Source organism: Frankia sp. CgMI4, from assembly GCF_001756285.1.
Taxonomy (GTDB): domain Bacteria; phylum Actinomycetota; class Actinomycetes; order Frankiales; family Frankiaceae; genus Frankia; species Frankia casuarinae.
This window is the reverse complement of sequence record NZ_MAQZ01000123.1, coordinates 1-12621: the sequence shown is the minus strand read 5'-3', so window position 1 is coordinate 12621 and position 12621 is coordinate 1. Positions and strand designations below refer to the sequence as shown.

At 66.0% G+C, this 12621-nt stretch carries 11 protein-coding genes and 1 pseudogene; 5 read left to right on the top strand and 7 right to left on the bottom strand.

Annotation, left to right across the window (positions count from 1 at the left end; translation table 11 throughout):
- Window positions 1-1585: pseudogene (locus Manayef4_RS24585) on the bottom strand (hypothetical protein); the annotation flags it as partial.
- A 117-nt stretch (window positions 1586-1702) separates the two neighbouring features.
- Window positions 1703-2812, bottom strand: coding sequence for a hypothetical protein (locus Manayef4_RS20730; protein WP_070132996.1), 1110 nt, complete (start codon window positions 2810-2812; stop codon window positions 1703-1705).
- Between the two features lie 343 nt (window positions 2813-3155).
- On the opposite strand from Manayef4_RS20730, the gene Manayef4_RS20725 reads away from it, so the two are divergent.
- The gene (locus Manayef4_RS20725; RefSeq protein ID WP_070132994.1) at window positions 3156-3398 is read left to right on the top strand and encodes a helix-turn-helix transcriptional regulator; all 243 of its coding nucleotides are present in this window, start codon (window positions 3156-3158) and stop codon (window positions 3396-3398) included.
- A gap of 59 nt (window positions 3399-3457) precedes the next feature.
- Entirely contained in the window at window positions 3458-5425 is a 1968-nt protein-coding gene (locus Manayef4_RS23610) for a hypothetical protein (protein WP_083282608.1), read from the top strand.
- Window positions 5426-5434: 9 nt separating this feature from the next.
- On the opposite strand, the gene Manayef4_RS20715 is transcribed toward Manayef4_RS23610, so the two are convergent.
- The 5 genes from Manayef4_RS20715 to Manayef4_RS20695 form a co-directional block, all read right to left on the bottom strand.
- Entirely contained in the window at window positions 5435-6259 is an 825-nt protein-coding gene (locus Manayef4_RS20715) for an alpha/beta fold hydrolase (RefSeq protein ID WP_070133004.1), read from the bottom strand.
- A gap of 82 nt (window positions 6260-6341) precedes the next feature.
- Complete coding sequence (locus Manayef4_RS26830) at window positions 6342-6929, bottom strand: ATP-binding protein (protein WP_070133002.1); 588 nt, start codon at window positions 6927-6929, stop codon at window positions 6342-6344.
- 8 nt (window positions 6930-6937) lie between these two features.
- Window positions 6938-7285, bottom strand: a complete 348-nt coding sequence (locus Manayef4_RS20705; RefSeq protein WP_070132992.1) for a recombinase family protein — start codon at window positions 7283-7285, stop codon at window positions 6938-6940.
- A gap of 170 nt (window positions 7286-7455) precedes the next feature.
- On the bottom strand, window positions 7456-7950 hold the full coding sequence (locus Manayef4_RS20700) for a hypothetical protein (protein ID WP_070132990.1): 495 nt from the start codon (window positions 7948-7950) through the stop codon (window positions 7456-7458).
- A gap of 383 nt (window positions 7951-8333) precedes the next feature.
- The gene (locus Manayef4_RS20695) at window positions 8334-9839 is read right to left on the bottom strand and encodes a helix-turn-helix transcriptional regulator (RefSeq protein WP_083282607.1); all 1506 of its coding nucleotides are present in this window, start codon (window positions 9837-9839) and stop codon (window positions 8334-8336) included.
- A 245-nt stretch (window positions 9840-10084) separates the two neighbouring features.
- Here Manayef4_RS20695 and Manayef4_RS20690 point away from each other — a divergent pair, with 245 nt between their 5' ends.
- Genes Manayef4_RS20690 through Manayef4_RS20680 form a run of 3 tightly spaced genes read left to right on the top strand, consistent with a single transcriptional unit; the run spans window position 10085 to window position 12502 of the window.
- Window positions 10085-10765, top strand: a complete 681-nt coding sequence (locus Manayef4_RS20690; protein WP_083282606.1) for a hypothetical protein — start codon at window positions 10085-10087, stop codon at window positions 10763-10765.
- Window positions 10762-11904, top strand: a complete 1143-nt coding sequence (locus Manayef4_RS20685) for a radical SAM protein (RefSeq protein WP_070132988.1) — start codon at window positions 10762-10764, stop codon at window positions 11902-11904. The genes Manayef4_RS20690 and Manayef4_RS20685 overlap by 4 nt, the downstream gene beginning before the upstream one ends.
- Before the next feature lie 13 nt (window positions 11905-11917).
- Window positions 11918-12502, top strand: coding sequence for a hypothetical protein (locus Manayef4_RS20680; protein ID WP_070132986.1), 585 nt, complete (start codon window positions 11918-11920; stop codon window positions 12500-12502).
- Window positions 12503-12621 lie beyond the last annotated feature (119 nt).

Genomic DNA, 12621 nt, shown 5'->3' with positions numbered 1-12621 from the left:
ACTTCTCGGCGAGAATTCTCGACAGCACCTGCTGACGCAACGGAGATGGCGTCGGTAGTTGAGAGTTGTTGCTCGTTGCCCGCAGCGCTTGCGCTCTGCGGTGATACTCGTTTAGATCGATTCCAAATATACGCCCATAGAAGGAATGTACGGTTCGYGCGGCGTACAGCCAGTCACCTGCGTCRCTATAAAAACCCGCGTTCGTGGCGTCCGCGGCGGAATTTTCCCAAGCCTCAATTGCCTGTTCTGGCCAGCCGGTCATCGCAAGATGCCGCGCATGCCGCGCATGCACCCAGGCTCGAAGCGCCGGCCGATAGCTCGCACGGGCATGCCTGGTGAACTGTGGCCAGTCATCCACGGCATCGGCAAGGCACATTCGTAGCCGTGCGGCAGTCGTCTGATTGTCGTCGTCCAAAGGTAGGCCATCGGCAAGTGTACGAAGACGAGCTGCACGCGCTTTAATCAAGTCGAGCCGCCRCCAAGCCACAGCTTGCTCAGCTAGCAGAAGGGCCGAGTTAACTTCGTGACTGTCCCCGGGGCGCAGATCATCAAATGTAGCTRCCACGTCATCGAGCTTCACTGATCGCGCATAGCCAAACTCGGCTGCCCGGGCAAGAGCTACGCCAGACCTTGCCGTAGCTTCGCCAAGTGCCTGTTCATGCTTTTCCATCTCGGCGACTTGCCGACCCGCACTCCACTGATCGCCAGCATGAACGAATTGCCACCCCAGCGAGAGACGAATTCCGGCGGCTATTTCATGCTCACCCGAGCTTTCGAGCGCTGCCGCCTGTCGCTCTCGCACTCGGCTGGCATGGGCTTGGAAAGGTGACTGTTCAAGCTTCTCAGCGATCGAACCGTAGAGCGCAGCCGCCTGCCTTGGGGACTCATCAACGAGCCGCTCGGCTTCCGCCATCTCTGCGAGGAGGTTCAGGCTGGCTAGGGGGCCACGCAAGATCGCGTCTGACTCGATCTTTGGAGGTGGCGTTTCATCCCGCAGGGCGTTCAATCCGCTACAGAATAGCTTCGCGGTAGCTGAGCCAAAGAAACGCGCAACGATGTCAGGATATGGTTCGAGTAACTCCGACAGCCGGTTCCGTCCCCACAACTCAATGGTGAGGCCGGGATATGCAATGCGGAGGTCGGCGAGYTTGTCGACAACCTTCGTGTCGCTGGTATCGCATGCTACTGCTACGACGAGGCGGGTAGCGTCGAATGGTCGCTTGCCATCGGCGTACTTCTTGACTGCGCCACTCAGGTCACCCGCGGTGAATTCCTTCCAGTCCTTGGCCTGGTAGACGGTAGTCGGTCCATCCAGGAAGAACCCGACGAGGTCGATGCCGTGCTGTTTCTGGCCTGGCTTGCCGTAGAGGTGTACATCCAGAGCTCCGTCAATCGAGCGACTGACCCTTAGGAGCAGGCGTTCAAAGGTCTGCCATGGAAGATCGTTAAGGTTGAGATGGCTAGGGCTTGGCGCGGCGAGCGGTCCAGCCAGCTCATCGGACTTGGGATCTCGATACAACTGGTCATTGAGCGCGATACGTCGCCAGTCGGGGTTTTGCTCTGCRCCATCTGGCGACCGCGTCATTTGCTACGACCATCCATGTTGAGATCATCCTTTTGCGKCAGTTTATCACTGATTGATTGCCCTGGCGGTTCTGGGGGCCTCGCGCCCGTAGCCCGAAAAGGATGGTTGATTGTAATGTTATACATTGGTCTGCTTAGATGTCAGCTCGCGCTCCAGTACCCAGGAGAACGCCACGCCGCTCTTTGGGAAGATCCAGCCGTCGTAGCGAACACCGACCAACGGCGTACTGTCCTTCGGGCTGCGGGAGATGCGGGTCGGCTTCGAGCCAGCGATGAAGTCCAGGACGTTGACGTGCCGGATGCCGCAGCCGCCGTAGTTGAGGTCCACGTCGATGCCCTTGCAGGGTGCGCCGAAGTCAAGGTAGAGCAGGTGCCCGTGCTGCTGGACGAGGACGCGGTAGGTGTAGGTGATCTCGGCCTGCATGTCGGTGCCAGYCTGCGCGCCCACCGTGACGGTAAAGGACTGGCCGCCGGGGCGTTTGGCCCGGCGGGTCGGCCGCGGYCGACCGTCGAGGGTGAACTCAAGCAGCTCGAACGCCTCCGGTGAGGCGGCGTCGAGCCCTGCCACCGGCTCGAAGTACCAAGCCTTCGTGCCGTCCGGATCAGTTGCCARCTCACGGTAGTCGGCAAGGTCCGAAACACACTCGAAGCGCACCGTCGGACCCATGCCACGCACGGTGTACTCGCGCCGGACGGTCGCCACGAACATGGCGCCATCGCCGCTCCCTGGCCCCTTCTCCCAGAGCGCGAGGCTGACCGTGATCCGCTCGTCGTAGTGGCGCTCACGGGTACGAAGCAGCTGTGTCTGGAGGTCTGCGTACAGATCATCGGCCAGAGCCTGGTCGCCAAGCTGGATGGCCAAGGTGTTGCGGATCACCCGGTCGAGCGTCTGCGGTGAGGCAACGTCGGTCAGCGCATCGGGCGCGAAGGCGAAGCCGTCGATCACGGCATCCCGGATAGCCGGTGCCTCCTCCTTGAGTACCTTGCGGAGGCGTTCGTTGGCCCGCTCGTCGGCGTCCCGCTCGTTGATGTAGTCGAACGCCACCACGATCAGGCCGCTACCGAAGAGCGTCGAGCCGATCTCGGACAGCGGCAGCAAGGCCAGCCACGGGGCGACGCTGGTCAGGCTGGCGCGGTGGCTCAGGAGCAGCAACGCCACGCCGAGGATCGTGAAGACCACGGCCAGCAAGGTCAGCTTGGTGCGGTAGAGGCGTTGCAGTGGGTTCATGGATGCAAGATCAGTTTATCACGAAGCGATCTTGCTGGTAAACGCAAGCGGCGCGGCACCCCTGGCCCTGAAGGACAGGAACACCGCGCCGCGGAAGCGCGAGGGGGGCAGGCTCAGCGGCCTGTGCCGCCACCGCCGCCCTCGCCACCATGGAGCTTGGTCGTCATAGCCATCACCTCCCGGTGCTCGTGCCTCCCGGCTAGGCCGGCGACGCTGGCGGCCGCTGCCGATCCCGGCGCTCGCCGGGACGTCACCAGGCTAGGCGCAAAGTCATGGGACGTATATGCATGGGATGTATGCGCTCTGGATGCAGAGGCGCTAGACGTATGGGCTTGGGATCGTCATGGYGACCCCACCTGTCTCAGCAGCTGCCCAGACGTTCGGCGAACGGGTACGCGCCCAGCGGCACGAGCTGGGCTTGAGCCAGGAGCAGCTGGCCGACGAGTGCGGCTTGCACTGGACGTTCGTCGGCCAGGTGGAGCGGGGCCGGCGCAACATCTCGCTGCACAACATCCTCAAGCTGGCCGAGGCGCTGAAGATCGATCCTGGGGAGTTGGTGCGGGGGTTGCGGGCGCCGGTGGGGTGATCTGCCAACGGGATAGGACCGCTCACGACCATGCTCAGCCGGGCGCCTATCGTTGAGCAGTGGATGATCTGACGGCAGCGCCGCCGCAGAACGATGAGTCCGGCGAGGCTCCCGATACAGCCGACGACGAGGCACCGCCCGCGGTCGAGCGCGAACCGTATCGGCACGACCCGTCGATCGTCAGTGAGCTGGCCGCGCTGGCCGATGCAGCCTGCGAACCGCCCGGAGCCCGGCACGAGATCCAGCGTCGGATCGCCGGGCTGGCGCCAACCGTGGCACCGACCGTGGGCGCTACGGCGGTGCGGACGCTGTCAGAAACATTTGGCTACCGCATCCAGCTCGATCGCGGAAAGGCCGGGTCTCCAGACGCCGAGCTGGAGCCACTGAACCAGCCGCCTGGCTTTTCCTGGCCGCCTGCGATACGTAGCGCCAGTGAGGACGTACGTCAGCTCTGGGTATCACTCTCTACGGAGGTCACGCATCCGGTCGCCCGCTCGCTGCTATTCGATCTTCGGTTCGCCGCAGGGCGTCTGGGTAACGGCCGGGACAACGCCGAGCAAGCCGTGCGGGCGCACCTGGAACTTGTCGACAGCGGACTTTACAGGCTGGATCAGTCGGTCGGTCTTGTGCGGGCATGGACACTTTCCAGGAAGGTCGGACTCGCCGCGCTAGAAGCCGACGTCATCGAGGCTATTAAGCACCTGATCGCGAACGAACTCGCCACGGCTGAGGGCGAGTCGGCAGGAGTAGTGCTTCCGCTGCTGACGGCGCTCGCTCAGCCGCCGACACGTTCGCCAGTTCGCGATTCTGATGTAGATCGCCTGCTCGACCTCGCATTCACCCGGTACAGGTCACAGTCCTATCTGGCTACCCAAGTTGCGAATCTGGTGCGTTTGTATGCCACCGACGATCAGCGCAAGAATGCTGTCAATCGGGCCGAGGCAGAGGTGTACCTCTCGGCGGCCGAACAGACTTCTGAGAATCTGTCGCGCATGAACTTCCTCCAAGAAGCGGCTACCGTGGCGCGGCGGGTTGGCGTGAAGGATATCGAAGATCGAGCAATATCCGCGATGCAAGCGATTCGTCCCGAAGACTTGGAATGGGTTAGGCAGCCGTTCTCCATCAATCTCCCGCCAGACATGGTCGAGCAGCGATTCCGGATCTTCGATGAAGCATCGGACTGGCGCGACGCGATCGAGATGTGGCTGGAGACCGACCCGCCAACTGGCCGATTCTCTAACAATGAGCGAGCAGCACAGGAACGGCTAGCTAACTCGGTATTCCGCAGAATATTCCCTACCGTGATGTTTGGCACGCATGGCCTACCTCAGAGCACCATAGGCTCAGATGATGACTCCCAGCTTGGTCGCGAGATCGTCCAGGGCGAGGAGATCAACGCTATGGTAGACGGCGGGATGCTTGCCACCGCCTTGGAACGGATCTCGGCTACCTACGGTACGCCAACCCAGGCTGAGCTTGAGATCTTTTTCTCCGGCCAGTACGGCTGCGATCCGCGGCTCGGAAGGTCRCTCGCGACCGCCTTACGGTTGTTCTGGATGGGCGAACTTGATGCCAGCGTTCACCTGGCCATTCCGAAGATCGAAGCCGCCGCTCGCGGCCTCTTGCTCCTAATCGACGAACCGCTATACAACGTGGAGAAGGGGAAGGGAAACACGCCCGGCAAGTTCCCGCCGTTGGAATTTCTGTTGCGAACGCTGGAGACTCAAGCCTTGGATCTCGATTGGGCGCGCTTCCTCGGCACTTTCCTGCTCCTACGCGGGCGCAACTACCGTAACTTCGTGGCTCACGGCTTTATCCATGAGGTGTCGCGAACGGATGCCGCACTTACGTTGCGGGCGCTGGGGTTGCTGGCCCTGATAAACCCGAACGACGCATCTACGCGGGACGCGGCCGTCGTGCGACAGGCACTCGTGTGGCCGGTAAGGAGGCGCCCGCGATCATGGCACCGCCGAGCGGGCGACGCGATTCGGGCGGCCCTGTGGGAATACCGGAAGGAGCCCCGGTAGCGGGAAGCATTAGGCAGCCTTCTGGAGCCAGTCCGCTACCGTCCGGATCACGAACGCCTGCCACTCCTGGCTCTGGGGCTGGAGGTACTGGGGGTCGTCGTGGACGGCGAAGCCGTGCTGGCAGCCTTCGACCTCCACCAAGCGGGCCTCGGCCGTGAACTTCTCCAGGGCGCCGCGTGTCGACTCGATCGGCACCAGCGTGTCCTTCGTGCCATGCACCAGCAGCGTGGGCGCGGCGATCTCCCCGATGGCCTCGTCCGGCCGGAGCCAGAAGACCTCGTTGAGCATCGGCCGGCCGTGCTTGAGTGTCGGCGTGAAGGTGATCGCCCCGTCGTCGTTCAGCGTCCGGGCGGCCTCGTCGTCGATGTGGTCGTCGTGCCAGTACGGCCGGCTGTCGATCGTGCGCCACTTGTAGTTGAACTGCGGGTTGAGTAGCACCAGCCGGGACACGTCCGCTGGTCGCTTGGCGGCGTAGTAGCCACAGATGCCGCCGCCGAAGCTGGCGCCGAGCAGACTGACGTGGTCGGCAACCGTCGCCTCCCGGACCTCGGCCAGAGCCACCCGGATGTCGTTGAGGATGGACGACAGCGTCAGCTCCTCCTGCCGACCCTCGCTCTCCCCGTGGCCGCGGAGGTCGAACCGCAGCGACGCCACTCCCGCCTCGGCCAACCCTGCGGCCAGCCGAGTGAAGAAGCCGCCCTCCTCACGGGTGACGCCACCGCCGTGGACCAGGACCGCTGCGCGTTCAGGTGCCATGTCCGGGGTCACCAGAGTCGCCGCCAAATGCAACCCGTCGAGCGTGCGGAGCGAGGTCACTGTCTCGTGCACGGGTATGGCACTCCTTCTGGCGTCGGGGGGTCGGCCACGGCCATCCTCTGGCGAACGGTCAGCCTTGGCCAGAGCTACAGCCTGGCAGCTACGACCGGAGCGGATCACCGGGCGGGAGGTTCCAGTCCAGCGCCCGCAGGCCATCGGCGACCCGTTGCAGCACATCCAGATCGTCGAAGACCTCGATCGGGGCCGGCGGGTCGGCGGACGCCCGCCGACGAGGAAGGACGGGTGCAGGCGAACCGGCCGCCGGGAGCATCGGCAAGGCGAGGCTGCACCACACGACTTTGCCCCCGGTGGCCGGACGGTAGAAGGCCCAGCGGCTGCTCAGGGCCGATACCAGGAAGAGGCCGCGTCCGCCTTCGGAGTCGAGGGCCGGATCTCGGCGGACGGGCGTCGAAGCATCGGCGTCCCAGACTTCGATGATCAGATCCGCGTCGRTGTGTGTCACGCGGGTGGCTATGACCGCCGTCTGTCCTGCCGAAACGCGGCAAGCGTTCGTCACCAGCTCGGACGCGAGCAGGACCGCCGTATCGATCAAGTCCGCAAGGTCCCACGCCCCCAAGATCGATTCGACATGCCGTCGGGCGAGGCCCGGTGCCGTGTGATCCGCCTCGAATCGCCGCACCACATGCGCCGGCACCACGGCGGCCGTCTCCCGGCCGGCCGAGGCCATCACGCTGTTCACGTCCGCGGGCCAGATGAAGAGACGTCGGAGGCTTCCACCACGAGCACCGTGCCGCCAGCGTTACCAATCTCCACCTCGATGGCCTCGCGCACCGGCGGGTGGGTGGAGAGATGATCGGCCGTGGCGACCAGAACACCGCTTCCCTCGGTGTGCTGGAGCCTCGCGAGCAGCTCGGTCAGTCCGGGGCGCACGATGCGGGCCACCGGCGTGTGCCGGTCCACGTAGACGTCGGCCAAGGCCAAGCCCTCGGTCGCGGCGTGGGCTACGAGSAGGTCGTGGAGGCGGTCTTCCTCGGCTTCGTCGTCGTCTTCCAGCCGGATGTAGCCGAACACGGTCATGGACATCCCGTTCCTCCAGCCCGTCGAGGTGGCGACGTCCCGGACCGGGGAGTCGGCTCGACCCGGTCCGGGACGTCTGTGGCAACGGTGACTGCGGAGAGGGGATGGGGCTATGCGCCCGAGGTATGGGCGGTACGCGGGCCTGGTGTGGTTCGACCGCAGGACGACGACGGCACTCAGCGGGTGTCGATCGTCCCCAACCCCGCCCAGTCCGCCATCCCGGCCGTGATCAAGGACTTGACCTTGTCCTGGCCCTCCACGCGCACGACGTCGGTGAAGCAGGCGCACTCCGTCAGCGGCCGGCTTTCTGCCACGCACACCACGATGCCGGTCACCTGGAGCCCTCGGGCAGTGGCGATCAAGTTCTCGCCGACCGTCGGCAGCGGCAGCCGCTTCACCAGCTCTGCCGCGAACTGCCGCTCGATCGAGGACCGATTGAGCAGCTCAAGCGTCCGGTCGGTGACCTCAGCCAGCCCTTCGCGGAGCCGATCTTGCGCATCCAGGATGGTCCGCGCCAGCTTGGCAAGGGCGCTGCACCGGCGTCCTGACCAGCTACGAGTGAGCCGCTGCCACATCTGGTCACTCACGTACTCGGTCGCACGCCCAATGATGACTTCCCGAGGACCGGAACCGGCGATCAGGCTGATGCCCGTCTCGGCGGCGGAGTGCACCCGAACTGCCTCACGGCTTGGAGGCGACGGAGCCGCGCGGCGTGGCGCTGATGACGTGGTTCTCGGGCGCGGCGTCGCTGGTGTGCGTGCCGTACTACGACGCGCACGGGTCTGAACCACCGACCCCGATGGGTGATGCCTACAGTGCCAACCGGCTTCCTTTACGGGATTTCTGCAGCTCGTRCCGCGCTGGGTAGTCCCTCCGCACCTGAATCGGACCATGCACTGAGCGTCCGATCTGCTCCGCTACGCAAGCAATAGCCAAGTTGGCCATCCGTTGATACGGCGGGCTAGTCTGGCGAATTCGCGGATTCAGCCTGTATGCGCTGTTGACCAGAAGTCATCCGCCGAACTCGCCCAGGTAGTGGGACGTGCGCGCCTCGTTACGCGAGCATTGCCTCCCGAAACTCCCGCGGCCCTGGCCGTGACCGCCACGGCGTCAGGCTCTGCGCCACGTCCGCCAGGATGGCCGAGGTGCGTCCGGAGTTGGTGGCCCGTGCGATCTGCAAGGCGTCGAGGCCGACCGCGGCAGCCTCGTCCGGATGCCCGCTCAACGCCAGCGCCGCCGCCCGCCGGGCGCTGAACAGCGCGGTGTCCCGCCGCGACAAAGTGTCCATGGCCAGGATGTCGGCGAAGATCCCGGCTGCCCGGTCGGGCACTCCGGCTTCGGTGTAGACGGCGGCGGCACGGAGCTGAAGGGTTACGGCCACCAGGTGAGAGCGCGAGGACTCGCCGCCCACCTCCACCGTGTTCCGGGCGGCCTCCAGCTTCCGCTCGATAACGACCAGCGGCTCGCCGTGCGTGGCCAGGGCCAGCGCCTCCTGCTGCAACTGCTCGGCCTGAACCGCGGGCGGAGCGGTCACACAGGCCCGGCCGGCGGCCTCGGCCAGGTTCAGCATGCGTGCCAGTTCGCGGCCGTCGTACGCCATCTGCGACTTCTTGACCAGCACATATGCCTGSATCGGGATGTCTTGGGCTTCCTGCGCCCACTCCATCGCCCGGTCGTACCAGTAGGCAGCCGAGCCGGGGTCATGGAGATCGCGGTAGAGCCAGCCTGCGAACTCCGCACCGTCCGCACCGACCGCCAACAGCTCCCGCCGTACCGCCGGACGCACGTCACAGGCGTGCTGCTGGATTGCACCCAAGACGCCGAGCATCAGCGGTAAGACCCGGAGCGGCCCGGCCTCTCCGTCGTCGGCCTTGCAACGCTCGAACTGTCGGGCGAAGAAGCCGACCACCGAGCCGTCCAGGTAGCGGCGGGCGTCCTCCAGCGCGGCGGTCATATGCCGCAGCTCGTCCACCCCGGCGAAGGGCAAGAGGCAGGCCGCCTGGCGCTCCTGTGACGCGGCGCGGCCCTGGGTGACGATCAGGTTCTTCAGGCCGGCCGTCTCGGCAGCTTCTGCGTCGACAGGCACGACGACCTCCCTGCCGCCCACCACGATCGGCAGCAGGATCGGCGGCCGGGCTTCAGCCGGTGACCCTTGCCGAACGCGCGGTTCGCCGGGCAGGTCGAACCACAGCAGCTCGGCCGGGATACCGAGAATCTGGCTGTAGCGGATGAGCTTGCTGAGTTCTTCGGGCGCGCGGCCGTTCTCGATACGGCTGAGCTGGGCTTGGGTGAGGCCGAGCCAGGTGCCCACCAGCTCCTGGGGCAGCGTCTGCCGGTGGTACGGGTGACGCCGATAGGCGTAGATCACTCGGCCCATGTGCCAGGTGGCCAAGGCATCGCGCATCTGGTCGAGCGTCCAGAACTCCGGCGGTACGGCCGGTGGCCGGGCTTGGGCGTCGAGGGCGGCGCTCTGGCAGGGGCTGCACATCGCCCCGGGGTTATCGGCGGCGAGGCGGTTGCCACAGCGGGAACAGTGCCGCAGCCGGGGCGCGGTCGTCATCGCCGGGCGGCCTCCCTCGCACTCCGCAGCCAAGGTCAACACTCCGACGGTAACACCACCGGTAGCAGGGTCCATGCGTCCCGCGTATGCCGGCCACCGCTCCGTGATGTAGCAGCACCAGCGACAGACACGGACGCTGATGCCGTTCGATCTTTAACCCGTAGCCATCGGGATGCTTTCGGTCACGRCCACTGTGCGGTGCGGGCCCCATGCCGACGGCATCCCCGTGCGAAAGGGGGTCGCTCATGCCCCTCACGTTGGCTGTACCGGTATTCGGGCCGCCCGCGGCCGGCAAGACGACGCTGACCGCGGCCTTGGGCACACTGCCGGGCCATGCCGTCTTCCGGCTCYGGGAACACGTACCGGAGACCATCCTGGCGGCCACTGCGACCAGTGCTGAACGACTGGGATGGATCGATGACTTCACCGTGGTCACAGCCCTGCACGGCTACGTCAAGTCGGTGGTGGCAACCAGCCTGCCCCGCACCGTCTTCTTCGACAACTTCCCCGGGACCGGGGCGCAGGTGCGCTTCTACCTGGCGGTACTGGAACAGCACGCGCCCGGCTGYGTGGTCCATGCCGTCGAGCTGACAGCAGACCTCACGACGCTGTATCGGCGGGCCTTCCAGCGCCGGGTCTGCCACCGCTGCGAACGCGACCCCATCCGCGATCCCCGCCTGCCTGCCGTTCCGAGCGCCGAGGATTCCCAGCGCTGCGCCCGGTGCGGCGGCATTCTCCACCCCCGCCGGGGCGACGCGCCCCGGCTGCTGCGCGCCCGGCTCAACCGCTACCGCCAGACCGCCGAGGGCATCCGGGATGCGTTCGCGGCGGCCGGCATCCCCATCACGCAGCTCGACGGCGGCGTATCCGCCGACCAGACCGCCGAAGCCGTCACCGCGCTACTCACGAGGAGCAGCCAGCCATGACCACTGTCCCCCTTGATCCACCGCGTCTGCGGACCGGCGACGACTACGGCCACGCCCGGATGCCACGCCGAGCCGGCCTGCCTGCCCCCGACCGGATCGAGCGCATCGCCTACGGCCGGTTCCGCAACGTGTACCTCTACATCACCGAGGCGTGCCAGCTCCGGTGCGAACACTGCTACATGGGCGAACGGCTGGACCGGGCGCTCAAACTGACCTTGCCCCAGATCCGGGACACCCTCGCCACGTGGCGCCGGATGGGCGGCAGCAAGCTGACCATCCTCGGCGGCGAGCCGACACTGCACCCCAATTACGTGGACGCCATCCGGCTCGGCCGGCAACTGGGCTACGAGGACGTCATCACGACGACCAACGCCCAGAAGCCGGCGGCCCGCAAGTTCCGCCAGCTCGAACCGGAGGACTTCGCCTACGTCCAGGTCAGCCTCGACGGCGGYAGCGCCGAGACGCATGACCGGGTACGCGGTGCGGATACCTTCGCCACGGCGCTGGAGACGACGGCCGAGCTGACCGGCCGTGGCTTCGACACCCGGATCATCTGCACCGTCAACCAGGCCAACAAGCCCGACGCCCTGAAGCTGCTGGATCTCGCCGACGAGATCGGCGTCTCGCTCGTGAAGTTCCATGTCTTCTCGACCATCGGCGTGGGGCACGGCAACGCCGACATGGCCATCGGCCCCGCAGAGTGGATGACGTTTTGCGACGACCTGAACCGAATCGCGCCGGCCTACCGGACGCGGGTCTGGTACCAGCCGACGTACGCCCGCCGCGACCAGATGGCCCGCTACGCCGCCGAGGGCTACCAGGGGTGCATCGGTCGGACGCTGGACCGGATCTCGATCTTTCCCGACGGCAGGTGCTACGTCTGCTCCTACCTGTTCGACACCGACCTGTACTTCGCCCGGATGCAGGACGGCCAGGTGGTGCTCAACCGCGGTGACAACGAGTTCGACCTGTTCACCCGGCCGCTGGTGTCGAGCGCCTGTGGCGGCTGCAAGGCATCAGCCTGCCAGGGCGGCTGCCCGGCCGAGGAGATCGTCATGGGCGGCTCGTCCTGCGCCGCTGAGGAGGACATCGTGCCGGTGTGTCGGCTGTGGAAGTCCAGYGCCAAGCCCGAAGACTGAGGAGGAGACCGAGATGGAGCACGTCATCGAACCGCTGCGCGGGCTGGACTGGAACGACATCGACGCCGTGGAGCACGCCACCCGCAAGGCGCTCACCCAGTTGGCCGACGACCCGGATCTGATCCGGGCCGCGCTTCTCGAACTGCCGGACCGGCCGGAGCTGCTGGCCTTGTGCGAGCACTACGACATCCTGGACAAGATCGTGCTGTACCAGGACGACGCCGGCCTACGGGTGCGRCTGCACATCTTCCTGCCCGGCTACTTCGACCGGCCGCACAACCACCGCTGGTCGTACGCCAGCCGCATCGTACGCGGGGAGTACCGGCACTACCTGTTCGGCGACCTCGACGTGGACGCCGAACCGGAGCYGGGCTCCCTGGCAGCGCTCCAGGTCCGCCAGGAGCAGGTGGGCGACAGCTACGCCCTGCACCACACGATGGTGCACGCCGTGGTGGCCGAGCCGTACACGGTGTCCCTGGTCATCCGCGGGCCGGCCGTGAAGGAGCGCTTCCTGGTCATGGACCGGGGGACCGGCGAACGCTGGTGGYAGTACGGGRCCGAGCAGGAGACAGCCGGCGATCCCTACCTGCCAAGATGATGTGAGACAGAGGTCATCGTCAGCCTAGGCTAGGTATGGCGGGTAGGGAGGGGTTGATCGTGGCGATGGTGCTGACGGCCGGGCGGGGCCTGGTCGATGATGGTCGGGTGGATGACGAG